The sequence below is a fragment of the Octadecabacter dasysiphoniae genome, assembly GCF_021532615.1.
Taxonomy (GTDB): Bacteria; Pseudomonadota; Alphaproteobacteria; order Rhodobacterales; family Rhodobacteraceae; genus Octadecabacter; species Octadecabacter dasysiphoniae.
In genome coordinates this window covers 1,252,156-1,276,663 of the sequence record NZ_JAKGAQ010000001.1, presented here as the reverse complement: position 1 = coordinate 1,276,663, position 24,508 = coordinate 1,252,156, and the positions used below count along the sequence as shown (strand labels likewise).

Genomic DNA, 24,508 nt, shown 5'->3' with positions numbered 1-24,508 from the left:
GGTGAACAAGAGATGAACTGTTTGACGCGCAGCTGATGGGAAAGTGACAGCACCAAACGAAACGCTTGGCCAAACTGCCTAATCATCATCGTCACCGCCGTCGTCATCATCATCATCATCATCATCATCATCGTCATCACTGTCGTTTCTGTCATCATCATCATTGCGATCATCATCGCGGCTGGTCGGGGACCGCTCGTCCTCGTCTTGCGTTGCACGAAGCTCAGGGATGGTAATGAGGCCGTCGTTGTTGCGATCCAATGTCGAAAGAAGGGTGCGCGCGCCCGCCTGACCGAAAGCCGCTTCAAGTTCTTCGCGATCAAGGACACCGTCACCATTTGTGTCTACGGACCGAAAACTGGCCGTTTGGGCAGACGCCTCGCTCGAAAGACTGAAAACAAGTGTCGTTGACGCAACAAGAACCGCGGCAAGGCGGCGAACCCGCACCCACGTTCTTTGTTGATCGCAATCCTTCAATCGACAGAATGGCGTACCCAAATCCATATCCCATGTCCCAATCCAAGACGGCTTAACGATGGCAAATGACATAGATCGTGTCAGTGACATGAACGTCAGATGAACAAGACCGCAAAACGGGGGCAGGGGCGTGATCTTGTCGATCCTGAATAGACCCCGACATCAAATTGACCGTCGAAATTCAGGCGATCTGTGCGTCAGTAAGACGGAGCCGTTTGAGCGCAGGCAGGAACCGGTTCCGGCGTGAAACCGAACCTGTCGACGCCATACCGATACAGTATTTTGAACAGCTCTTGGTCGGGTGCAGGTGATGGCTTCGCAGGATTTTGTCAGCGATCCCGTTTCCGCGCGCCGACTTGGTTTCAATAATGAACATATCGGGCTGGACCGTCCGCACGACATCGTTGGCCTCAAATTGCAGGCTTGTGTCGATTGTCATCCGCTCACCGCCGTCCTTTGCGACCAGTGTGATGCGCTCGTAGTTCATCGCGATGACAAAATGGAGGCTCTTGCCGAATGCCTCCGCGTATATGCCGCGGTATTGGTCCTCGATGAAATCAACCGCCTCGGCAGAAAGGGGGTTGGCTGGATCCATCACCTTCAACCGTTTTTTGACGGTCACTTTGCGTTTGTCCTTCAGCTTGACTTCCAAGAAACTGAAACCGGCGTCGACATACTCACGGACCCGAACCTTGCAACGTTTACGGCGGCCTTGATGGTGGTCGTAATACCCGCGCAATTCCGGATCATCATAGTATTTCGTTGCGTAGGTGAATGCGCGTTTTCCTTCGATTTCCAGCACATCAAAATGCTCTGAAAACTTCATTAGTGCAGGGCGGAATGAACTGGCTGGCAAGATATATTTGTTGTCCAGCCGTTCAAGCATCGCGGCTTTTTCATTCAACCCGTCAAGGCTGATGGTGTTCAATGCCGCAAGCGTCGTTGCGATAGCATGATCCATATCGATCTCCTCAATGCTCGTTCAGGTTTTGCGGAAAAACACGTTGATGCGCGCCATATCGTTGATGTAATCAAGTGCTGTGATCTGGTAAGACATCACATCCACACCCAGACGACCGGACAGGTCTTTGCGCATGGCTTCGGGGTCGGACAGGGCGTGCGGGTCAATCTTGTCTAGGGTGATTTTCACACCATCGGCAGATCGCAGGATGCGCGGATGATCCAGCGCCCATGCACCGATCAGCACCAACGAAACGATCACGCCAACAAAGGCAAGCTCAGTCCCTTGGATCGAACAGATAACCGCGATCGCAATGGAGCCAAAGAAGTACGTGATTTCGACTTTGGAAATCTGTTCTGACCTCAGCGTAAAAAGAGCAAGGATCGCGAACAGTCCGAAACCGGCGGCCAGACTGAACTCGACAGACGACAGGATTGTCAAAACGCCAAACGCAAAGATGTTGAAAAGGGACGCCGCCGTGACAAGTTCTTTGTCGCGGTAGCGGCGATAGTACAGCCCGAACACCAGTGCCAACATGGCAACGACATTGATGGCAAACCGGATAGGCATTTCAGACGTGAGCAACTGTTCGAGCATGGTATTGATCCTTTGATCGGCACCGCGGGTCGGGCACCTCTGGGATCAACACTGCTTCATACGCTTGAACCGCTCATGGTCAGCGGATTAGAGCCGTGTAACAATTTCATGAACGTTTTATGACATCCGGGATTTCAGCCACGATTGCCGTTCATCGGGTCATGGGCATAGACGAATGCGGTCATTAAGGGCGGGTGACAGTCCTGAATCGCAGATAGGCGATGGTTTAGCTTTACGGTTAAACATACGCGTTATTCGCATAATGAGTATTATGTAAAATATACTAATATCCGAAACCGCATAATAACCCTGTCTTGCCAATATCTTACGCCACGCTCCTCACAGGATTGACTGTAAGGTCAAATTTTCTTTCCTGCCTCATGCAAACAATGCTACCAATTCCCCATGGCCACTTTGACACAACACCTGGACGCGATCACCAACGCCCCAACCGTCGAGACCCTCTGGGCGCTGCACTCTGAACGCATGGCCTCCTACGGGTTTGATCGCATCATCTACGGTTTCACGCGCTACCGCAGCGGCACGTCGCTGGGTGATCCCCAGGATTGGGTTTTGCTAACAAACCACGGCGACAGCTACATGGAACAGTTCTTAGGCAAAGGTCACATCAACAAAGCACCAATGATCCGCTGGGCTTTGGCCAACACAGGCCCGTGCAGCTGGCGCTGGATGTCGGTGCCCGGCAACCTGACCGACGATGAAAAGGACGTTGTGGCGTTCAATCTGTCCCAAAATGTCACCGCAGGCTACACAATCAGCTTTCTCAGCGTCACAGAACGCACCAAGGGCGCGACGGCGCTGACGGCGGAAATCGGCATGTCACAGGATCAAGTTGATGCCATCTGGGACAAGCACGGCGATGAAATCACGGTCATCAACAACGTCATGCACCTGAAAATCCAGACCCTGCCGTATTCCCAGCGCAGCCTGACAAAGCGCCAGCGCGAGGTTTTGCAATGGGTCGGTGACGGAAAAACCACCCAGGACATCGCGATCTTGCTCGAACTCACGCCCGCAACAATCGAAAAACACCTACGCCTCGCACGCGAAACGCTGGACGTCGAAACCACCGCGCAAGCCGTTCTAAAGGCTGCTTTTTATAACCAGATGTTCGTGATCGAATCCGAAGCGGCCTAGGCAGGCACAAGACCGATCCTTACGTTTTCCCTTAGGTCACACGACAGATAATTGCCAAAGGTAGGGATTCCCTGACTGTGGTTTACGCTACGTTAATGTCAATCTAACCCTGTTCCGTGAGTGGTGGCCTAAGGCCTGGGAACAGCGGGTTTGACCCCTTGGAATTACAAGGCAAGCTTATCCGTGCCGGGAAACCGGACGCCGATCTGGTCGGGCTAAGCCTTGTTAGATCGGCACAATACGTCGTCGTGTGTTTTTCTACCTTATCCCTGAGATGCGCGGCTAAGGCGGTCCTTCCTTCTCCCGAGGCAAGGGCCGCCGATACGCGCCGAAACGCAAAAAGCCGCCCCAATAAAGGAACGGCTTTTCAATACCTTACAGATGAAAATTAATGTTTCGCCTTAAGAGTTCATTTTCGCAACTTCAGCCGCGAAATCTTCTTTTTCGACTTCGATGCCTTCGCCGACTTCCAAACGGGCGAACCCTGTGATGGTCGCGCCTGCATCCGCGGCCGCCTGCCCGACTGTTACGTCAGGGTTCACGACGAACGCTTGGTTCAGCAATGTGGATTCACCAACGAACTTTTTCATACGGCCAACGATCATCTTTTCGATCACCGCTTCAGGCTTACCGGACTCGCGTGCGATATCCATCTGGACCTGCTTTTCTTTTTCAACAACAGCCGCGTCCATATCGTCTTCGGACAACGCAGCCGGGTTCACCGCAGCAATGTGCATCGCAATCTGTTTGCCCAAGGCTTCGTCGCCGCCCTGCATCGCAACTAGAACACCGATTTTGCCCATGCCAGGTGCCGCAGCGTTGTGCACGTAGGACACAACAGTCTCCCCGGACAGCGCGCTCATGCGGCGTACGGACATGTTTTCACCGATGATCGCAACTGCGTCTGTCACAGTCTGCTCAACGGACTTGCCGCCCATGTCAGCCGCTTTCAGCGCGTCAACATCATCAACCGTCAACGCAACGTCCGCGATGGCCGCAACCATCTTCTGGAAATCAGCGTTCTTGCCGACAAAGTCAGTCTCGGAGTTCACTTCAACCGCGATACCCTTGCCGCCCGACACTGCGACAGCCACGAGGCCCTCGGCCGCCGTGCGTCCGGACTTCTTGGCCGCTTTCGCAAGACCCTTGGTGCGCAGCCAATCGACCGCCGCTTCCATGTCGCCGTCTGTTTCTGTCAACGCTTTCTTTGCGTCCATCATGCCTGCGCCTGTGCTGTCGCGCAGTTCTTTTACCAATGCAGCTGTGATCGCCATGTTGGTCTCCTTTAGGAATTGGATTGAAAGGATGCGAAGGCCCTGCCCCCGCATCCGAAATTCAAGTCAGTCGCGTTTGCGGCTTATTCAGCAGCAGGTGCGTCTGCGGCCGGTGCTTCGACTGCGATTTCTTCCTCAACAGAGGCTTCCATCTCACCGATGTCGATGCCAGCAGCGCCCATCTGTGCCGTCATACCGTCCAGCGCAGCGCGTGCAGCCAGGTCAGTGTACAGCGCAATAGCGCGGGCCGCGTCGTCGTTGCCCGGAATGATGTAATCAATCCCGTTTGGCGAACAGTTGGTGTCGACAACAGCCACAACCGGAATGCCCAGCTTTTTGGCTTCTGCGATGGCCAGATCTTCTTTGTTGACGTCGATGACGAACAACAGGTCAGGCACGCCGCCCATTTCGCGGATACCGCCCAAAGACGCTTCGAGTTTGCCCTGCTCACGCTCCATGCCAAGACGCTCTTTCTTGGTGAGGCCTTCAAACCCGCGCTCGGACGCTTCGTCGATGTTCTTGAGGCGCTGGATGGATTTGGACACAGTCTGCCAGTTGGTCAGCGTACCACCGAGCCAACGGTGGTTCATGTAGAACTGTGCGGATTTCTCAGCGGCTTCTTTGATCGGGTTCTGCGCCTGACGCTTGGTGCCGACGAACAGAACGCGGCCACCTTTGGCAACCGTTTCGCGCACAACATTAAGTGCAGCGTCCAGCATTGGAACCGTCTGTGTGAGGTCCATGATGTGGATGCCGTTGCGGGCGCCGTAGATGAATTCTTGCATCTTCGGGTTCCAGCGCTGTGTCTGGTGGCCGAAGTGTACGCCTGCTTCGAGAAGCTGGCGCATGGTAAACTCTGGAAGAGCCATGGTCGTTTCCTTTCCGGTTTCATAAGCCTTGGACGGGGGTATCAGCGCCGCCCAAAAGCTTTGCCAACCGGTGGATGCGTTGGGATTTCTCCCCAATTCACCCGCCCCCGTCTGGGGATTTCGTATGCGCGATATAGAATGGCTTGGGCCGTCGCGCAAGGGGCTGTTTTTCACCGCCCCAACACCTGCTTTTGCTAGGTCGGGGCCGTCACAGGCAGGGTCAATCGTTTGGGACGATCCAACTTGAAAACAACCTTGTTTCGCCCGCCCGTTTTGGCCGCATACAATGCCGTGTCCGCGGCGTCCATGATCTGATCAATTTCAGAATGTTCCAGCATCCAGACCGCGCCGATGCTGATCGACACAGGCAGGGCCGCGTCCTTGTGCACAAACCCGCGATCGCTGACGACTGAGCGACACCTTTCCGCGATCCGCTCGGCCTCCGCTGCGTCAATCCTGCTCAGAACAATGGCGAATTCATCACCACCCAATCGGGCAAACACATCATGCGGGCGCAGGTTTCGCCCCACTTCATCGGTGATAAACCGCAACACATCATCGCCTACAGCGTGCCCGTGGATGTCATTGATCGACTTGAAGTTATCGACGTCGAAATACAACAGCGCCCGCCCGCGTCGATCCCCCGTTTGATCCGCAAGATCGGGGTAAATCATCTCAAATCCGCGGCGGTTCAAAAGCCCGGTCAGGTGATCTGTGTTCGCCTCGATCTTTGATGTTTCAGCCTCAGACAGAAACGAAAGCTCCCCACTGATCAGGTGGTTGATCAGCAACGCCCCCAGCACATTCGCCACAATCGTGTAGGGCACAAGCGTCATAAACAGCACACCGCGAAGATCGGGCGGCGCGAAAAATATCGCCAGCATCTGCGACGTGATCATCACCCCCAGCAAAACGGATTTTTTCCACGTCGCAAAGGCACGTTTCTTGAACATCACGATCCAGACAAGGCCCGCGCCATAGGCCATTATCATTCCGACGAAACCGGGCAAGATGCCGGGCCCACCGATGTCCCACCGCATGAGCAAACCCGTGATCAGCGTCATCACCCCCACAACAGGGCCAAACAACGCCGCCGCCGTCCCGATCAACAACCCGCGCATGTCAAAAATACCCGCCGACCCAAGGCTGATCGGGTCCGACATCGTGAACACCAGCGCGAACGAAAACACGCCCCCCATCAGGATCGGATAAAACCACCCCGTGCGACCGGTTCGGTGCAAAATGCTAACAACCAGAACCAACGCCATGATCAACGCCGTAGCATCGACAAACGTGGACACCAGTTTCATAAAATCACTCATGAAAATACCTTTTAAACATCACTCTGGGCGATGCTTAACAGTGGCGCACTAATCAATGGTTACGATCACGTCACCTAACCGCGCGCATGGTTATCGCGCGGTTAAATGATGATGAATCAAGGGTTAAAGAAAAACTCGCTCAACAACCCAATAGGCACCAATCAGCGCGATCCCGATACTGGCGGGCATCGCGACCATGTGGCGATAGGTTTCAAACCTCTCAACCGCGCAAGACGCCGCACACAGGCCCGACAGCGCCGCGACCATGAACAACAGCGGCAAATAGGCCTCAACCGCGTCAGGGCCCATGGCGCTGATCGGAATAATCGCCAATGGCACGACCAGAATAGCCACAGCCATATAGGCCCACGCGGCAGCGCGGTTCACTTTGCCATCCTCGGACAGGCGGATCGCGCTGACCACGATGATAAAGGCAATCGCGATACACAACAGCTGGCCAAGTTCGACCCCGATATTAAAGCCCAAAAGCGCGGGGATCACGGCGTTGTCGGGCAAACCATAGGCCCCCAGAACTGACGCAAACCCAAGCCCGTGCAACAAACCGAACCCGAAAATAATCGCAGGGCGCCAGGGGTTCAGACCATCGGTAAAGATGTTTTCAACCGCGACGTAAACGATAGACGCCGCAATGATGCTTTCGACGATCCACATGTAGTCTTCAGGGATGTTCACATAGCCCAGCGTCGCCAAAGCCAACGTCACGGTGTGCGCGGCGGTAAACGCGGTTACCTGCCACAGCAAGGGGCGCATTTTGACAGACAGGAAAAACAGCCCCAGCACGAACAGGATATGATCCAGCCCAAGGGGTACGATGTGTTCAACACCCACGGGAATGAACCGCATGAAGGCTTCGCCGCCCGACATCTCGTCGCCACCGGCAAGGGCGACAGGATCCGTCAGACCACCACCGGACAGATACCCGTCCCAGCCCGCATCCACACCCATCTGGCGCAACACCAGAACACCGTATTCAGCAGGCCAATCGATTTGAACGCTCTGCGCATCCGCAGCAATATCGGCGGCAAATGTCACGACAGACTGGCGCACGACCTCCACATCGCCGACCGCGGGGACCTCAAGGCTGGTCAATTCCAGCGCCACAGGGGTTCCATCCACGATCACTCCGATCGCGTCGGCCATTTGGGGCCAATTGGCATCAAACTGCGCCATAAACGCATCCGGCTCCAGGGCGCGCAACGCATCATAGGCCTCCGCCTCGGGCGCGGCTTCGGTGTCTTCCAACCCGTCCAGATCAATGCCCGCGACGATGCTTTCGAAATTCCCTTCAAGGCGGAACGTGATCTGGCCGTCAATCACCTCCATGTCACCGATCGTTGGCAACACTTCGTGTGCGGCCACCGCTGACGCAAGCGTGATCCAGATGAAAGCGGCCATTGACACTGCGCGTGCCCATGCCACGTTTAAAGATAACTGATTGGAGTTTTTCATGCGCATCCTAGCTGCCCTTTTTGCCTTCGCCACTGCCTTGCCCGCGTCGTCCCATGAATTCTGGATCGAACCGCCAGCCTATCAAATCGAGGCAGACGGTATTATTCGGGGTGAGCTTGTCAATGGACAAGAATTCATCGGATCACAACTGGCATATTTACCCCAGCGCTTTGAACGCTTTACCGTGGCATCCGGAATGCGCCAAGCAAACGTCGAAAACCGCCTTGGTGCGCGCCCTGCCCTTGATATTGCGCCTTTGGCAGAAGGTCTGCACGCCATCAGCTATCAATCCCGCCTGTCCACGATCAGCTATGCGGAATGGGAAAAGTTCGTAAATTTCGCAGAGCATAAAGATTTTGCAGATTACGAAGACTTGCACGACGCCCGCGGCCTGCCCCGCGAAGGGTTCACAGAAGGCTACTGGCGTTTTGCCAAAACCCTTGTCGGCGTGGGCCATTCTGCGGGCAATGATTTTCGCACCGGACTGGCGACCGAATTTGTCGCCCTCGACAACCCCTACACCGCCGATCTGACCAACGGTTTGCGGGTTCAGCTGTATTTCCTGGATGACACGCTGGCAGACGGTCAGGTGGAACTGTTTGAAAAAGCACCCAATGGCACCGTCGACATCACGCTGCACCGCACAAACGAAGACGGCATTGCCGTTCTGCCTGTCAAAGCTGGGCACAGCTATCTTGTGGATCACGTGATCTTGCGCGAACCCTCTGCGCAATTGGCACAACAGGCCGATATTGAATGGGAAACCCTCTGGGCCGCGCTGACATTCGGTGTGCCGGAATAACCCCACGTCGCCAAAAATCTTAAGACATCAGGAGCAACCAGATACCCCCCGCACGCGTTAACTACCCAATATGAAGAATCAAAAACGCAAATGGATCGAACGCCTCGCGGTTTCAATTGTGCGGGCGCTCAACGTGTCGGGTGTGCCCCAAACGATCACGGTGCTGTATTCGCGGCTTTGGCTGCGCCCGGGCACCCCGTGGACAATCAGCGCCCTGGCTGAGGCCACAAGCCTTGATCGCGCGACCGTGCGCGAACACCTGCGCAATTTCCCGGCCGATCACATCACGCGCACCGATGAGGGCTACGTGCTGACGCCAAGCGGTGAACACGCAGCGTACCGGCTGACCGTGCGGTTCTACCGCGCCCTGCCCGACCAGGACCGCGCCGCGCTAAAGCGGTTCTTTTCCACCAAATACGCAGGCCGATCCCCGATGCGCAAACAGGCCGAATTCTTTATCGATCTGGACCGCGCCACACGGCGCCATCCCCATTCCATCGCCTACCGCACGGTGCTGACGGCGATGGATCTGATGGCCCCCAACGGCACGCAGTGGTCTATCAGCGAACTGGTCGATGCGACGGGCTATTCCTATCAGGCTGTGCACAAAGTCCTGCAAATTCTGGTGAAGGACGGCATGGCGATCAAAAGCGGCAAAACCTTCACGGCCACCAAAAAAGGCAAATTCAAATGCCTGTCGATGTTCTTTCTGACAGTGCGGCGCGCAGACATGCGGATGTTGCGATTGCTGTTTGAAATGCTGGTTTTCCACGATCCCCCACTCAAGTAGGATTATTTCTCTCCAATCCCCCATCAACCGCATTGCCCGCCCTGCACAGGTGATCGTAACACAGCCTTGGCCGCCCAGTTTAGGTAATGAGTGCAAAGACTTGTGTAACTGGACGGACCACCCTGCGCAGGTCGCGCAGCATGTAGATCGTTGTGTGAGTAGTGTTAAATTGACAAAGTCCGGCCCGTCCCCGCACGCCCCACATCCCGAACCCGTCAAAGAAAAGCGGACCCAACTGTCATGGGATCTCAGCAGCCACGAAGACCGTCAGCGCCGCATTGATCGCTTTCTGGCCGGCGCAAGCCCCGGGGCCGATATCCCCGCAGATGTCAAAAAACGGGTCTTGGACAAACGGCTGATGGGAAAGGCCGCGCTGGTCGTGATGATCCTCACTTTCATCTACCTGCTGTGGCGCACCGCCGCGTGAACGTCAGGAATTAAGCATCTGCTCAAGCTTGGCGTTAAACGCCTCAAGCTCCATGCCCGGGTCCAGATCGACCACGGGTGTCAGATCAAGGCTCACATGGCGTCGCCCCTTGGTGCGCCCGAGAAAGCTCCAGAACAGATCATAGATCGCAGGTTGAAACTGGCCCAGCCCGCCAAGGCGCAAAAGCATCACGGGCGTGTCCGGCTCCGCGTTCAAAATCTCGTGCACGCCGGACAGGTAGGGTTTGACGATTTCTTCGGGTTGGCGACGCACCTGCCCTGCGGGAAACAACAGGATCGAATTGCCCGTTTCCAGCAACGTGTGAATTTTGCCCAGCGTTTCAACCTTGCGCGCGCCGCGCCGGTCTTCGGGCCATGATTTTGGCGATGACATCGGCACAGCCCCCGCCACCCACATGGGAAACCACTGCGCCCAATTGTGGTATTCGTCATAATGCACCGTCGGGCGCACGCGGGCCGTGGAATACAAAATGGCAGAAATCAGTGGCCCGTCATGGCGGCTGACATGGGTCGCCAAAATCAACGTGCCGGGCTGTTGTTGCAGCAATTCCTTGCCCGACGCGCCCACGTTATAAAACAGCGCGTAATAACTGCGCACGAGAACGAAAAACAAATGCCGGGTCCATTTGCCCAGCGTAACATCAATAAAACGCATCATTACACGCGACCTTGGCAGATTGTCGGGATCATGGGAACTCTTTCTATCAATTCGTGAACATTGTTCATAAATAACCAACACGACCTCCCCCCGCAAGCAAAAATCACCCCGCATCCCCCAAAGTATGGATAACCCGACCTCACGCGCCCCGTTGACGTCCCCGCGCCCCCGCGCCATCACAGGCCCATGAACAAACCTGACATCCTGTGTATCGGCTCGGTCCTGTGGGACATCATCGGGCGCTCCTCCAGCCACATGCGCAGCGGGTCAGACGTGCCCGGCCGCATCACGCGCCTACCGGGCGGTGTGGCGATGAACATCGCGATGACACTTGTGAATTTCGGCCTGACGCCCGCGCTGTTGTCCGCCGTGGGGCGCGACGTTGAGGGCGATGAACTGGTGCTTGAGGCCACGCGCATGGGCATGATCACCGATCACCTCTATCGCTCCGAAGACTTGCCGACTGATTCCTACATGGCGATTGAGGGCGCGAATGGGCTAATCGCGGCCATCGCCGATGCGCATTCGCTGGAACAAGCTGGCACAAAAATCTTGCGCGCCCTCTCGAACGGGCCGCTGGGATCATCCGACACACCATGGTCGGGCCTTGTGGCGCTTGACGGCAACCTGACCCGCGATTTGCTGGCCGATATTTCCAAATCACCGCTGTTTGCGGCCTCCGATCTGCGGGTCGCCCCCGCATCCCCCGGCAAGGCCGAACGCCTGCTTGCGTTGGTCGGCCATCCGTCCGCGACGCTTTATGTGAACCTCGAAGAAGCGGGGTTGTTGTGCCAAACCACCTTCACATCCGCCAAAGACGGCGCCAAAGCCCTGAGTACACGTGGCGTGCACCGCTGTCTGGTCACAGACGGTGGCAATCTCGCCGCCGAAGCGCTGGGCGATGACATCCGCACCGCCCAACCCCCAGAAGTCCTCGTGACGCGGGTCACTGGTGCGGGCGATACATTCATGGCCGCCCACATCGCATCCGAAGTCCAGGGCATGGCCCCACAAGACGCCCTTGAACGCGCTCTTAGCGCCGCCGCCACCTACGTTTCAGGAGAAACCCCACATTGATCGATCTTCATTTCGCCCCTGACGTTCAGGCCGCCAAAGACGCGGGCCGTGCCATCGTCGCACTGGAATCCACCATCATCACCCACGGCATGCCCTACCCGCAGAACGTCGAAACGGCACGGCTGGTGGAACAAGACATCCGCGATGGCGGCGCGACCCCCGCAACAATCGCCGTGATCAACGGCGCGCTTCACATCGGCCTGACGGACCCGCAGCTTGACGCGCTGGGCCAGGCCAAAAACGTCGCCAAACTCAGCCGTGCGGATATCGCGGCGTGCATCGCAACGGGTGGCACAGGGGCCACGACGGTCGCGGCCACCATGATCGCAGCACATCTTGCGGGCATTCATGTGTTTGCCACGGGTGGTATCGGCGGGGTGCACAAAGGCGCTGAAACCACATTTGATATCTCAGCGGACCTGCACGAATTGGCACAAACCCCCGTGACAGTCGTAGCCGCTGGCGCAAAGGCCATTCTGGATCTGGAAAAAACCTATGAAGTCCTCGAAACCCTCGGCGTGCCGGTGATTGCGTATGGCCAAGACACCCTGCCCGCCTTTTGGTCTTCCACATCACCCCTGCCCGCGCCTTTGCGCATGGACAGCGCGGATGACATCGCGCGCGCCCACAAAATGCGGGCCGCCATGGGTCTGCCCGGTGGCCAGCTGATCGCCAACCCGATCCCGCAGGATGCCCAAATCCCCGCCGACACCCTCGCGCCGATTATCGCACAGGCGCTGGGCGAAGCCGACGCACAAGGCATCGCCGCCAAAGCCGTCACACCCTTTCTGCTGGGCCGGATATTTGAACTGACAGATGGGGCGTCGCTGACGGCCAATATTGCCCTCGTGCGCAACAATGCGCGCCTAAGTGCACAGATTGCGTGCAGTTTAGCGGGCTAACCGCCCCATATTGCGGCGCGGCATTGTGGATAGCTGGGCCTTCGCCTACATAACACCAAAGCGCTATTACCTAAGGTCGACCCCACGTGCCCCAATCCCAAGACCAAAAGCCACGCCGCCCTGTTCTAACGGCCCTGCGCAACAATTTCATCGCCGGATTGGTTGTGATCGCCCCAATCGGGCTGACACTGTGGCTGATCTGGACAGTTGTGGGCTGGGTCGACAGTTTCGTGTGGCCCTTCGTGCCCAACGCCTACCAACCCGAAGAACTGGTGAACCGCCTGATGGGGCGTTCAAACGCGGACGGCAACTGGATCGAAGTCAACGTGCGCGGCATCGGCGTGGTGATCTTCTTGGTCTTCACAATGCTGGTCGGCTGGATGGGTAAAGGCCTGATTGGGCGCAGCTTTTTGCGCTGGGGCGAAGGCCTCGTGGCGCGCGTGCCTGTCATGCGTTCGATTTACAACGCCGTAAAACAGATCGCCGAAACGGTATTCGCGCAAAGCGACACCAGCTTCGACAAAGCCTGCATGATCGAATATCCCCGCAAAGGCATCTGGGCCATCGGGTTCATTTCCACCGCCACCAAGGGCGAATTGCTGGAAAAGGCCAACACAGGCCCCATGACGTCCGTGTTCTTGCCCACAACACCCAACCCGACGTCGGGCTTTTTGCTGCTGGTGCCCACCAAAGACATCATCGAACTGGACATGTCGGTCGAAGACGCGGCCAAGCTCGTGATTTCCGCAGGCCTTGTGTATCCGGGCGAAAAAGACGCCGACATGCCAGAATCTGTCGGCCAGCTGGCCGACAAGATCGCACACCCCCGCCGCGACTAGCCCGAAAACATCGCCTCAAGATCTACGGTGTCGCGTTCGCCAAGATCATCAAAATGATCCTCAAGGAAACGGTTCGCCGCCGTGCGCCCTGCTGATTTCAGCCGCGCCAGAACAACCGGATTGGCGACGGATTTGGTGGCGACATTCAGATCGTTCATCAAAACGTCATCAGACACCATATGCACCAGAACATTGCGCATCTTGCCCTGATCCATCGTGCCATCAAGGATCAGACGTTTCACGAAATTGATCGCCCGCAGCTCGCGAAACAGCGATGAATTGAAACTGATCTCGTTGATGCGGTTCTGGATCGATTGCGGATCGTTGGGGATTTCATCACGGTGCAACGGGTTGATGTTGATCACCACAATATCGCTGGGCAACCCAGCACCAAACAGCGGGAACAAGGCAGGGTTGCCGGTATATCCGCCGTCCCAATAGGCCTCTCCGTCGATTTCAACCGCTTGGAACATGGTCGGCAAACAGGCAGACGCCATCAGCGCGTCCCCCGTGATGTCGCCACCGCTGAACACCTTGATCTTGCCCGTGCGCACATTCGTTGCACCAACGTATAATTCAGGGCCCTGTTCACCGCAGACATCATCGTAGTGAAATTTCTCAACGATAGATGTCAGCGGGTTGGAATACAGCGCGCCAGACGCGTAGGGCGACAACATCCGCGTGGTCATATCAATCGCTGCATAAGACGGCGAATACGCCATCGCAGCCGCCAACATCGGCGTGGCAGGTGCAATTGCATCCATCCAGTTGACCAGCGCATCATCCTTAACCGCCCCGATCTGTTCCCAGAACCAATCCAGGTTTTCTTTCGCACCCTCACGCCCGCCCGTGGCCATGCCGGCCTTCAACGCAGCGCCATTCATCGCCCCCGCAGAGGTGCCCGAAATCGCCGCAATCTCGATCCGGTCATCCTCAAGGATACGATCAAGAACACCCCAAGTGAACGCGCCGTGCGCGCCGCCGCCCTGAAGCGCAAGGTTGATCCGCTTCATGCGTCGTTCCATTTCGCCAACAGATCGCTGACCAGAATGCCGTTGATCGTCATGCCCGTCATATCGGCGTCCGCAATGCTGGCATTGGTCATGTTGACCCCCGAAATAGACAGCCCCGTCAGGTTGGCGTGATAAATCTTGGCATCCGTCATATTGGCATCATGGATCGTGGCACCGCTCAGGTTGGCGTTCTCGATATCAACCGCGGACATGTTGTTGTCGTAAAACCGCGCGCCCATCAAATGACTGTCGGTAAACGTCGCATCCGCAAGGCTGACACTGGCAAAGGTCGATCCTTGCAGGAATTCCATCTTATGGTGGATTGGCTTGGGCGTCTGGTCCAGTGTCACAGCGCAGTCCAGCCGCCATCAACGGAAATCGTGGTGCCCGTAATCTGCGCCGCCGCATCAGACGCCAAAAACACCGCCGTCCCGCCAAGCTGTTCAACCGTCGCAAATTCCTTGGACGGCTGGCGTTTCAACATGACATTCTTGATCACGTCTTCGCGGCTCATGTCATATTCTTTCATCGTATCGGGGATCTGGCTTTCGACCAGCGGCGTCAAAACGTAGCCCGGGCAAATCGCATTACATGTGATCGGCTCTTGCGCGGTTTCCAGCGCGACGGTTTTGGACAGCCCGACAATCCCGTGTTTGGCAGCGATATAGGCAGATTTATAGGGCGACGCCGTCAACCCGTGCGCGGACGCGATATTGATAATCCGCCCCCAGCCCTTTTCGCGCATCCCCGTCACCGCCGCCGCAGTCGTGTGAAACGCCGAAGACAGGTTGATCGCAATAATCGCATCCCACTTGGCCGTGGGGAATTCTTCGATCGGGGCAACGTGCTGGATGCCCGCATTGTTGATCAGGATGTCACATCCGCCCGCAGCCACCACCAAACGGCGGCAATCATCAGCCTTGGACATATCTGCGGCGACGTATTTCGCCTCAACACCAAAATTCTCGGCGATTTCAGCGGCCAGCGCATGATCTTCGTCGCGGTCTGTAAACGAATTCAGCACAACATTCGCGCCCGCCTTCGCCATTTCGCGCGCAACGCCAAGGCCGATACCTGAATTTGATCCGGTGATAACGGCGGTTTTTCCTGAAAGGGGGCCAGTGATCGACATGGGTGTCTCCTGCAAATTGGGTTTGACGCCTTATATGCTGCACCTGCACAAAGCGCGAGGGGGCATGCGCAATCCGTCAAACACCCTCGTTCGGCTGCCCCGTTGTTAACGCACCATTAACCAAAATCGCCGCACCCCTGCCCTTATTTGTCCACAAACCGTGTCTAAACCCGTCCTCAAGCTCTTATTGTCCAGCGTTCGGAGATGACATGGAACCGATTATTACAACGACCAGTGCAACACGATTTTTGTTCGGCACCACATCCATCAGTGGCGGCGCTTCTGTATTTTCAGGGGCTGTCGTGATTGGCACAGACCTGATTTATGACCCCGAAAGCGGCCTGCCCGTGGGTGGCCAGATCGACCGGATCGAACTTCAGACGCGTTCAGACGTGGATGGAAACACCGTCCACGCCGTTTACAGCGACATCAACGCGAATGTGTCCCAATTGGACAACGCGTTTCAGGATGCCCTGACACCCTGGTACGAACCCGCGCAATATTTCGGCGAAAGCTTCATGGAAGCCGCGGGAATCACCAACTGGAAAGGTGGCGCAGGCGACGACAAAGTCACCGGATCGACGCGCGGCGATGATATGCGCGGCGGCGAAGGCAATGACACCCTGTATGGCGACGGCGGCGAAGACACCCTGTTTGGCAACGATGGTGACGACAATCTTTATGGCGGCGACGGACGTGATGATCTGCGCGGCGGCGACGGCAATGATTACCTGCATGGCGGCGACGGCAAGGACAACATCCTTGGCGGCGAAGGCGATGACGACATCTATGGCGGCACCAGCAACGACGTTCTGTTTGGCGAAGCCGGCAACGACACCATCGACGGTGGCAGCGGCAAAGACGACATCAACGGCGGCGACGGCGACGATGTCATCGATGGCGGCAGCGACAACGACAGCGTGTCAGGCGGTGACGGCAATGACGTGATCAACGGCGGCACCGGCAAAGACCGTTTGAATGGCAACGACGGCGACGACGAAATCTACGGTGACGGCGGGCGCGATTCCGTGTTCGGCGGCGCGGGTGATGATGAAATCTATGGCGGCAGCGGCAATGATCTGTTGTCGGGCCACGATGACAACGATCTTGTCATGGGCGGCAACGGCAACGACTGGATCTATGGCAATAACGGCAACGACGAAGCCCACGGCGACGACGGTGTAGACAACATTCGCGGCGGCAACGGCGACGATGAACTTTACGGCGGCGACGGCGATGACAAAATCAGCGGCAACGCAGACAACGATGTTGTTGTGGGCGGCGCTGGTGATGACAAAATGCAGGGCGGCGACGGCAACGACATCATGATCGGCGGCGTGGACGACGATCAGGTCTCAGGCAACGACGGCGCGGATGTGTTTGTCGCTGACATGACATCGACCGAAGGCGGCACCATGACCGTGCGCGATTTCACCCAAGGCGAAGATTCGCTGTATCTGGACACAGGCGATGTTCTGACAGCCGCCGAACTGTTCGACATCTTTTCAGCGGACGCCACGCAGAACGGCAAACACGTCGAATTCGACAACGGTGAAGGCAACATCATGACCCTGCTTTACACCAACATCGAAAATATCTCGGCCGATGATTTCTATGACATCGACACAGAGTCCGAAGAAGAAGACGCCCTTCTCGGCTTCCTCTGACGCCCCCAAACACGACGATCAATCGGCCCTCACGTTCGCGCGTGGGGGCCGTTTTCGTCTGAAAATAGCCCACCCGCCCAAAGTGATTCCCTTGCCCGAACAAAGGGGTGCAATTTCAAACGGTTGAACATGCAGCTGGCCCCATAAACACCCAATAAAAAAAGGGCAGAAAAAAACCCCAGCCGAAGCTGGGGTTAAGTTATTGAGGCAGGTTTCATACAGGCAAGAAACCTATCGAGCAGTGCCCTGTGTATAAGCGTTCGCGCGCTCGCATCCAAGCTAAAAGTTTGAAATGGTTTGTTTCCACCTCTAGGCTGGGTCACAAATGACAGGCACCTCAGGGGGAGAGACATAAAAATGTCCCAACACATTCGATCCATTTCAGGCCGGATTTTCCGCGCAGCAGCGCTCGTCGCATCCACCAGCGTTTTCGCCAGCGCCCTCATGGCAGAGCCGACCCATGGCATAGCTATGTATGGTGAACCCGCCCTACCCCAAGATTTTGCGCATCTGCCCTACGCCAACCCCGACGCGCCCACAGGCGGCACAATGGTCACATCCACCGTCGGCAGCTTTGACAGCCTCAACCCGTTCATCACCAAAGGGTCCGTGCACTGGCAGTTGCGGTTCTTCATGGGCGAAGGCCTGATGGCGCGTTCGCTGGATGAACCTTTTACCGTCTACGGCCTTCTTGCCGAATCAATCGAGACCCCGGAAGACCGCTCATGGGTGGAATTTACCCTGCGCGAAGAAGCCCGATTCTCTGACGGATCGCCCGTCACCGTCGAAGACGTCATTTGGTCGTATGAAACACTGGGCACAATTGGCAACGGACGCTATCGCGGCTTTTACAGCAAAGTGGACAGCATCGAACAAACCGGCGATCGGTCCTTGCGCATCACTTTTAATGTCGAGGACCGCGAACTCGCGCTGATCGCAGGCCTGCGCCCGATCCTGCAAAAGACACAGTGGGAAGACCGTGACTTCGAAAATGCCTCGATTGAGGAAATCCCGATCACGTCCTCGCCCTATGTCATCACCAACTACGAGGCCAACCGCTTCATCGAATTTACCCGAAATCCGAACTATTGGGCACAAGACGTCGCGCCCTTCGTCAACGGGCAGCACAACCTCGACACCATCCGCATCGAATTCTTTGGCGATGAAGTCGCCGCATTCGAGGCCTTCAAAGTCGGTGAAATCAATTCCAACCGCGAATTCAACGTCGTGCGTTGGGAAACGCAGTATGACACCGCCCTGATCACTTCCGGTGACTTCGTGAAATCCGTCCTGCCCCATTCGCGCCCCTCGGGCATGCGCGGGTTCGTGATGAACACGCGCAGGGATCAGTTCGATGACATTCTGGTGCGCGATGCGATGATGCATGCCTTCAACTTTGAATTCATAAACGACACGATCACAGGTGGCGTGCAGCCGCGCATCACGTCGTATTTTTCCAACTCTCCGCTGGCAATGCAGGACGGCCCCGCAACGGGCCGCGTGCTGGAATTCCTCGAACCTTTCGCCGATGACATCCCCGCCGACGCCATCACAGGCTATGCCCTGCCCGTGTCTGATGGGTCCGAACGTAACCGCGCAGGCATTGGCGCGGCCCTCGATCTGATGGAACAGGCCGGATACACGATCCAGAACGGCGTGATGTCGGACAGCGACGGCACGCCGTTCACCTTCGACATCCTGCTTGAAACCAACTCGACCGAGAACACAGCGATCATCGACATCTACGTCGAAAGCCTGTCCCGCCTTGGCATCACGCCCACCGTGACCTCTGCGGACACCGCCCAGTACAAAGAACGCACCGACACCTATAATTTCGACATGACGTATTATCAGCGCGGCGTGTCGCTGTCCCCGGGCAACGAACAATACCTCTATTGGGGTCAGGACGCCGCCAACACAGAGGGCGGGCGCAATATGATGGGCGTGCAATCGCCTGCCATTGACGCAATGATCAACCGTCTGCTCACCTCCGACAGCCAGGACGATTTCGTCGCCGCCACCCGCGCGATGGATCGTTTGTTGACGGCGGGCCGCTACGTGGTGCCGATCTATCAGTGGAACATCAGCCGCATCGCGCATGACAAAAACCTGCGCTACCCCGACACCATGCCGATCTTTGGCGATTGGCCCGGCTGGCAGCCCGACGTGTGGTGGTACGCCGAAGACTAAACCACAGACAACAATATCTAGGGGGCGCTCCATCGGGGCGCCCTTTTGCCATCCATGCGCACCCCCTGCTCGCGTTAACCTTTAGGGCCGAAATCCGGGCCCACGCATCCGCGTGCTAACCCTTTGTTCACCTCCTGCCGTCTAGGTCACACCGTAAGGAGACCGACACATGGGCTACAGACCACACAGATATCCGACAATGTTTCCCGTTGACGTTGTACACGGCACCACCAACCAGAAATGCCACCTGACCAATATCACACCGACAGGCGCCGGCGTGTTTGAGGTCAAGGGCGTCAACAAAGGGGATGTCATCACCGTCAAATCATCCGTCGGCAATCTTGTCGCGACCGTGCAATGGGCCGAAGACGATCAATGCGGGGTGAAATTCGCCCAACAGCTCGGCACTCGCCAAATCGCCCAGATTCGACAAACCCCAAAAACGTTTGGCGCAATTCATCGCCCTGTTCACGCCTTTACCGAACTGCGCTAACGCCCGCCCGCGCATCAAAGCAGGCTTTGCATCGAAATCAGTGATCCGTCATAAATGCGTTACACATCAAAGATAGTGAAACGCCTATGAACATTCTTGTCCTTTGCACCGGTAACTCGGCCCGCTCGATCCTTTTGGAATGCATCCTGAACCGCAAAGGTGCGGGCCGCATCCATGCCTATTCCGCAGGCTCCACACCATCGGGCCGCGTCCATCCGCAGTCCTTGACGTTGCTGGCCGACAAAGGCTTTGCAACCGACGATCTGTCATCCAAAAGCTGGGACATCTACGCGACGCCGGACGCGCCCAAAATGGACATCGTCATAACCGTCTGTGACAGCGCCGCCGCAGAAACCTGCCCGTTCTGGCCCACCACAAACGGCCACGCGCCCGTGCAGGCCCATTGGGGCATTCCCGACCCTGCCGCAGCCGCCGAACCCGATTGGGACGCCGCATTTAGTGCGGCCTTTGATGCCTTGTCACGCAAGGCATCGGCCCTGATGGAATTGCCGTTGGACACACTGTCAACCGCCGACCTCAAAACCGCCCTGAACGGAATCGCCGACTTATGAACATGCAAAAACTCGGTGCTGAATTCATCGGCACCGCCTTCCTGCTGATCGGCGTCGTCGGCTCCGGCATCATGGCGCAAACGCTCACCGATGACACCGCCCTTGCCCTGCTGGCCAACGCCATCGCCACAGGCTGCACTCTCTATTTCATCATCACCATTTTGGGCCCCGTGTCGGGGGCGCATTTTAATCCGGTCGTCACGCTGGCCTTCGCGATCAAGGGCGATCATCCTTGGCCGCTTGCCGTGGCCTACATTCCTGTGCAGATCATCGGCGCCATCTTGGGCGTCTGGCTGTGTCATGTGATGTTTGACCTCTCCGTGTTGCAGTTTTCCACGACGGACCGCACAGGCGCGCATCAATGGACCTCCGAAATCTTCGCGACCTTCGGGCTGTTGTTCGTCATCATGGGCGGGCTGCGCAGCAATGCCGCCGCCGTGCCCACCCTTGTCGCGCTTTATATCACGGGGGCCTATTGGTTCACCTCCTCCACCAGCTTTGCCAACCCGGCGGTCACCATCGCGCGGATGTTTTCGGACACCTTCGCAGGCATCAATCCCGCCCATGTGTCCGGCTTTATCCTCGCACAGCTGGTCGGGCTGTTTGTGGCGCTGGCCGTCTTGCCGCTGCTGTTCGGCCCCGCCAAAGACGGCGCTGATTAACTTCGTCTCAATATCTGTTGGGTTTGATGGGCTGACCTTATAGGAGGATTCTCATGCCCTGGGCTCACGTTCTTGCCAGCTGGCCAAACCTGATCGAACATCTTTGCTATGATTTTCGCCACCTCGAAGTGACGGCCATGCGCCGGTTTCGCGGCGATCGCGCGCGTATGGAAATGTATCTTGCCGAAACCCACGATCTGACAGTCGCCGAAGCGGGCGAAGCGTTGGACAACTGGCTGACCTACACAGGCGCACGCCTTCGCGCACAGGCCGCGGCGTAATTGCGGCACTCAGGCCAGTGATGTCACCCAAAGGATCGTCGCATCCTCTGCGCTGATCGAAATGACATTGTGGCCCATGGATGCGTCGTAATACGCACTGTCCCCGCGCTTCATCTCAACGGGTTCGTAAAATTCGGTATAAAGCCGGATAACCCCCGTCAGCACGTATAGAAATTCTTCGCCGTCATGGCGCACCCAGCCGTCAAATTCGTCCGGTTTGCGCGCACGCACTTGCGCACGGTACGGCAACATCTGCTTTTTGGTCAGGGTTTCGGCCAGCAATTCATGCTCATAGGTCGCCGTGGCGTGGCTCGCCCCCTCACCGGATCGCGTCACCGACATCCGACCGGTCACTTGGCCCTTTTGGGGCGGCGTGAACAGCTGCGGCACCGAAATCTGCAACCCGACAGCCAACTTTTTCAACGCATCATAGGTCGGCGACATTTGCCCGTTTTCAATCTTGGACAAAGTTGATCGCGCCAATCCCGCCTGTGTGGCCGCCTGTTCCAGCGTCCAACCTTGGGCCTTGCGCAGCTCGCGCACCCGAATGCCAAGATCCAAAGGCACAGCCGTTTCACTGTCGCCACTTTCGCGCGCAATCGTAATCAGGGATCTGGGGTCAGTTGTCATATCAGTGCTATACGGCAGCACGCCCCCACCTTGCAACCGCACGGTGCGGGCGATACCGCTTGGCTCATGACCCCTGATCCCGTCCCAGCCCCTTTCAACATGGCCGCCCACGTGCTGGGCCGCGCCCATGATCTGCCCGACAAGATCGCGCTCAGCCTGCTTGGCGCGACATCTGCGCACCACTGGACATATGCGCAGCTTGAAACCGCCATTCGCGGCGCCGCAACAGGCCTTCTTCGCACTGGGCTAAAACCGTCTGACCGCGTGTTGCTGCGCCTTGGCAATGCGCCTGATTTCCCGATCGCCTTTCTGGCCTGCATCACCGCCGGGTTGATCCCCGTGCCGACCTCTGCCCAGCTGACGGCCCCTGAAATCACAGCCCTCGCACAAGACCTCGCGCCCGCCGCGATCATTGCCGCGGCAGGCATCACGCGCCCCGATTACTCTGCCGCGGTGATCACAACCGAAACCCTTGCATCCTTTGCCACACTGCCCCCCGCACCCTTTGAAATGGGCGATCCCAACCGCCCAGCCTACATCATTTTCACCTCCGGCACGTCAGGCACACCGCGCGGCGTGATCCATGCACACCGCGCCATCTGGGCCCGCCGGATGATGGTAGACGGCTGGTACGGCCTGACGCCAAATGATCGTGTCTTGCACGCGGGCGCATTCAATTGGACCTACACGCTCGGCACCGGATTGATGGACCCATGGACACGCGGCGCAACCGCCCTGATCCCCGCCGCAGGCACCACGCCCGCCCAACTGCCCCGCCTTCTGCGCGATCACAACGCGACACTTTTTGCAGCCGCACCAGGTATTTACCGCCAACTCTTAAAGTCGGAATTCACCCCGATGCCAGCCCTGCGACACGGGCTGTCGGCGGGTGAAAAGCTCCCCGAAACGACGCGCACCGCATGGACAAACGCCTCCAAAACCCCGATTTTCGAAGCCTACGGAATGTCGGAATGTTCCACCTTCATCTCTGGCAATCCGTCCCGGCCTTCAGACCCCGATACCCTCGGCCAGCCCCAAACCGGCCGCCAGATCGCCCTTCTGGATCCCACTGGATCACCCGCAAACGCAGGCCAGATCGCGGTTCATACATCCGATCCCGGCCTCATGCTCGGCTACCTCAATGCGCCGGATGAAACGGCGGCCAAATTCAGCGGGGATTGGTTCCTGACGGGCGATGTCGCCACCCGCACCCCGTCTGGCGCCATCCGTTATGACGGGCGCGTGGATGATATGATGAACGCGGGCGGCTACCGCGTGTCACCCATCGAAGTCGAAAGCGCCCTTACCCTGCATCCCGCCATAGAAGACGCCGCCGCCGTAGAGCTGCGCGTGAAATCGGACGCCAGCATCATTGCCGCCTTTTACACCGGCCCAGATGTGTTAGATCAGGGCGAACTCGCGGCACATTGCACCGCGCACCTCGCTCACTACAAAACGCCGCGCCTGTTCATTTGGCGCGACACACTGCCCCGCGGGGCGAACAACAAACTCCTGCGCCGCGCGCTTAGACAAAACTGGGAGGCCGATCATGGTCAAACTTGATATCATTTCCGACCCGATTTGCCCGTGGTGCTACATCGGCAAAACCAATCTGGACCGCGCGCTGGAACAGATCCCCGATCACCCGTTCACCATCGAATGGCACCCGTTCCAGCTGAACCCGACAATGCCCGCAGGCGGCATGGGACGGCGCGACTACCTTGAGGGAAAATTCGGCGGCAAAGAAGGCGCCGTCAAAGCCTACGCACCCGTCGTGACAGCAGCCGAGGCCGCGGGCCTCAAGATCGATTTTGACGGCATGCAGCGCACCCCCAACACCATCGACGCACACCGTCTGATCCACTGGGCGGGCATTGAAGGGCGCCAATCCTTCATCGTCCAGCGCCTGTTCGAGGCTTATTTCCGCGACGCGCGCGACATCGGTGATCACGAAGTCCTGGCCGACATCGCCGATGGCTGCGAAATGGACGCCGCAGTGGTCACCAAGCTGCTGAATTCAGACGCGGACATCGAAAACATCCAGAAACGCGATGCCCACAGCCGCGAAATGGGCATTTCGTCTGTGCCGACCTTTATCGTCGCCAACCAACACGCGGTGCCCGGCGCGCAGCCCACCGAAATGTGGCTCAAGGTGATGGGCGAAATCATGGACCAGATCGAGGCGGACGAGTGATCACCGACACCTCGCGTTTTGACAACCGGGT

The 24,508-nt window shown here is 57.4% G+C and carries 27 protein-coding genes; 15 read left to right on the top strand and 12 right to left on the bottom strand.

Annotated elements, in window-relative coordinates:
- Positions 1-78: 78 nt before the first annotated feature.
- The 3 genes from L0664_RS06180 to L0664_RS06170 form a co-directional block, all read right to left on the bottom strand.
- Entirely contained in the window at positions 79-567 is a 489-nt protein-coding gene (locus L0664_RS06180) for an EF-hand domain-containing protein (RefSeq protein WP_235224743.1), read from the bottom strand.
- A 91-nt stretch (positions 568-658) separates the two neighbouring features.
- The gene (locus tag L0664_RS06175; RefSeq protein WP_235224742.1) at positions 659-1,405 is read right to left on the bottom strand and encodes a polyphosphate polymerase domain-containing protein; all 747 of its coding nucleotides are present in this window, start codon (positions 1,403-1,405) and stop codon (positions 659-661) included.
- Between the two features lie 54 nt (positions 1,406-1,459).
- A complete protein-coding gene (locus L0664_RS06170; RefSeq protein WP_235224741.1) occupies positions 1,460-2,035 on the bottom strand; it encodes a DUF4956 domain-containing protein in 576 nt (191 codons plus the stop codon).
- Between the two features lie 405 nt (positions 2,036-2,440).
- Between L0664_RS06170 and L0664_RS06165 the strand changes: the two genes are divergently transcribed.
- Positions 2,441-3,193: an autoinducer binding domain-containing protein gene (locus L0664_RS06165; protein ID WP_235224740.1), complete on the top strand. Its 753-nt coding sequence runs from the start codon at positions 2,441-2,443 to the stop codon at positions 3,191-3,193.
- A gap of 401 nt (positions 3,194-3,594) precedes the next feature.
- Here L0664_RS06165 and tsf read toward each other — a convergent pair whose 3' ends face one another.
- From tsf to L0664_RS06145, 4 genes are all read right to left on the bottom strand, one after another.
- Positions 3,595-4,467, bottom strand: coding sequence for a translation elongation factor Ts (gene tsf / locus L0664_RS06160; protein ID WP_235224739.1), 873 nt, complete (start codon positions 4,465-4,467; stop codon positions 3,595-3,597).
- A gap of 83 nt (positions 4,468-4,550) precedes the next feature.
- A complete protein-coding gene (rpsB, locus tag L0664_RS06155) occupies positions 4,551-5,336 on the bottom strand; it encodes a 30S ribosomal protein S2 (protein ID WP_235224738.1) in 786 nt (261 codons plus the stop codon).
- A 194-nt stretch (positions 5,337-5,530) separates the two neighbouring features.
- Complete coding sequence (locus L0664_RS06150) at positions 5,531-6,658, bottom strand: GGDEF domain-containing protein (protein WP_235224737.1); 1,128 nt, start codon at positions 6,656-6,658, stop codon at positions 5,531-5,533.
- A gap of 123 nt (positions 6,659-6,781) precedes the next feature.
- Complete coding sequence (locus L0664_RS06145) at positions 6,782-8,098, bottom strand: HupE/UreJ family protein (RefSeq protein WP_235224736.1); 1,317 nt, start codon at positions 8,096-8,098, stop codon at positions 6,782-6,784.
- Between the two features lie 28 nt (positions 8,099-8,126).
- Here L0664_RS06145 and L0664_RS06140 point away from each other — a divergent pair, with 28 nt between their 5' ends.
- The 3 genes from L0664_RS06140 (at position 8,127) to L0664_RS06130 (ending at position 10,147) form a co-directional block, all read left to right on the top strand.
- Positions 8,127-8,930: a DUF4198 domain-containing protein gene (locus L0664_RS06140; protein WP_235224735.1), complete on the top strand. Its 804-nt coding sequence runs from the start codon at positions 8,127-8,129 to the stop codon at positions 8,928-8,930.
- A 70-nt stretch (positions 8,931-9,000) separates the two neighbouring features.
- Positions 9,001-9,720 carry a hypothetical protein gene (locus L0664_RS06135; protein ID WP_235224734.1) on the top strand — a complete coding sequence of 240 codons (720 nt, stop codon included), beginning with the start codon at positions 9,001-9,003 and terminating at the stop codon, positions 9,718-9,720.
- A gap of 169 nt (positions 9,721-9,889) precedes the next feature.
- Complete coding sequence (locus L0664_RS06130) at positions 9,890-10,147, top strand: hypothetical protein (RefSeq protein ID WP_235224733.1); 258 nt, start codon at positions 9,890-9,892, stop codon at positions 10,145-10,147.
- Positions 10,148-10,150: 3 nt separating this feature from the next.
- On the opposite strand, the gene L0664_RS06125 is transcribed toward L0664_RS06130, so the two are convergent.
- Entirely contained in the window at positions 10,151-10,825 is a 675-nt protein-coding gene (locus tag L0664_RS06125) for a lysophospholipid acyltransferase family protein (protein ID WP_235224732.1), read from the bottom strand.
- Positions 10,826-11,011: 186 nt separating this feature from the next.
- Between L0664_RS06125 and L0664_RS06120 the strand changes: the two genes are divergently transcribed.
- From L0664_RS06120 to L0664_RS06110, 3 genes are all read left to right on the top strand, one after another.
- Complete coding sequence (locus L0664_RS06120; protein WP_235224731.1) at positions 11,012-11,902, top strand: PfkB family carbohydrate kinase; 891 nt, start codon at positions 11,012-11,014, stop codon at positions 11,900-11,902.
- Positions 11,899-12,804, top strand: a complete 906-nt coding sequence (locus tag L0664_RS06115) for a pseudouridine-5'-phosphate glycosidase (protein WP_235224730.1) — start codon at positions 11,899-11,901, stop codon at positions 12,802-12,804. Before L0664_RS06120 ends, L0664_RS06115 begins: the two co-directional genes overlap by 4 nt.
- Before the next feature lie 86 nt (positions 12,805-12,890).
- Entirely contained in the window at positions 12,891-13,643 is a 753-nt protein-coding gene (locus tag L0664_RS06110) for a DUF502 domain-containing protein (RefSeq protein WP_235224729.1), read from the top strand.
- Here L0664_RS06110 and L0664_RS06105 read toward each other — a convergent pair.
- Genes L0664_RS06105 through L0664_RS06095 form a run of 3 tightly spaced genes read right to left on the bottom strand, consistent with a single transcriptional unit; the run spans position 13,640 to position 15,788 of the window.
- Positions 13,640-14,656, bottom strand: coding sequence for a patatin-like phospholipase family protein (locus L0664_RS06105; RefSeq protein WP_235224728.1), 1,017 nt, complete (start codon positions 14,654-14,656; stop codon positions 13,640-13,642). The genes L0664_RS06110 and L0664_RS06105 overlap by 4 nt on opposite strands.
- Positions 14,653-15,006, bottom strand: a complete 354-nt coding sequence (locus L0664_RS06100) for a pentapeptide repeat-containing protein (RefSeq protein WP_235224727.1) — start codon at positions 15,004-15,006, stop codon at positions 14,653-14,655. The genes L0664_RS06105 and L0664_RS06100 overlap by 4 nt, the downstream gene beginning before the upstream one ends.
- The gene (locus tag L0664_RS06095; protein ID WP_235224726.1) at positions 15,003-15,788 is read right to left on the bottom strand and encodes a 3-hydroxybutyrate dehydrogenase; all 786 of its coding nucleotides are present in this window, start codon (positions 15,786-15,788) and stop codon (positions 15,003-15,005) included. The genes L0664_RS06100 and L0664_RS06095 overlap by 4 nt, the downstream gene beginning before the upstream one ends.
- Before the next feature lie 209 nt (positions 15,789-15,997).
- On the opposite strand from L0664_RS06095, the gene L0664_RS06090 reads away from it, so the two are divergent.
- The 6 genes from L0664_RS06090 (at position 15,998) to L0664_RS06065 (ending at position 21,653) form a co-directional block, all read left to right on the top strand.
- On the top strand, positions 15,998-17,455 hold the full coding sequence (locus tag L0664_RS06090; RefSeq protein WP_235224725.1) for a calcium-binding protein: 1,458 nt from the start codon (positions 15,998-16,000) through the stop codon (positions 17,453-17,455).
- A 357-nt stretch (positions 17,456-17,812) separates the two neighbouring features.
- Complete coding sequence (locus L0664_RS06085) at positions 17,813-19,645, top strand: extracellular solute-binding protein (RefSeq protein WP_418888012.1); 1,833 nt, start codon at positions 17,813-17,815, stop codon at positions 19,643-19,645.
- A gap of 169 nt (positions 19,646-19,814) precedes the next feature.
- Positions 19,815-20,138: a PilZ domain-containing protein gene (locus L0664_RS06080; protein WP_235224724.1), complete on the top strand. Its 324-nt coding sequence runs from the start codon at positions 19,815-19,817 to the stop codon at positions 20,136-20,138.
- Between the two features lie 86 nt (positions 20,139-20,224).
- Complete coding sequence (locus L0664_RS06075; RefSeq protein WP_235224723.1) at positions 20,225-20,710, top strand: arsenate reductase ArsC; 486 nt, start codon at positions 20,225-20,227, stop codon at positions 20,708-20,710.
- Positions 20,707-21,372, top strand: a complete 666-nt coding sequence (locus L0664_RS06070) for an aquaporin (RefSeq protein ID WP_235224722.1) — start codon at positions 20,707-20,709, stop codon at positions 21,370-21,372. The genes L0664_RS06075 and L0664_RS06070 overlap by 4 nt, the downstream gene beginning before the upstream one ends.
- 53 nt (positions 21,373-21,425) lie before the next feature.
- A complete protein-coding gene (locus tag L0664_RS06065; protein WP_235224721.1) occupies positions 21,426-21,653 on the top strand; it encodes a hypothetical protein in 228 nt (75 codons plus the stop codon).
- 9 nt (positions 21,654-21,662) lie between these two features.
- On the opposite strand, the gene L0664_RS06060 is transcribed toward L0664_RS06065, so the two are convergent.
- Complete coding sequence (locus L0664_RS06060) at positions 21,663-22,283, bottom strand: helix-turn-helix domain-containing protein (protein ID WP_235224720.1); 621 nt, start codon at positions 22,281-22,283, stop codon at positions 21,663-21,665.
- A 66-nt stretch (positions 22,284-22,349) separates the two neighbouring features.
- Here L0664_RS06060 and L0664_RS06055 point away from each other — a divergent pair, with 66 nt between their 5' ends.
- Positions 22,350-23,846 (top strand): class I adenylate-forming enzyme family protein, encoded by a 1,497-nt coding sequence (locus L0664_RS06055; protein WP_235224719.1) that lies wholly within the window; start codon positions 22,350-22,352, stop codon positions 23,844-23,846.
- Complete coding sequence (locus L0664_RS06050; protein ID WP_235224718.1) at positions 23,833-24,477, top strand: DsbA family oxidoreductase; 645 nt, start codon at positions 23,833-23,835, stop codon at positions 24,475-24,477. The genes L0664_RS06055 and L0664_RS06050 overlap by 14 nt, the downstream gene beginning before the upstream one ends.
- Positions 24,478-24,508 lie beyond the last annotated feature (31 nt).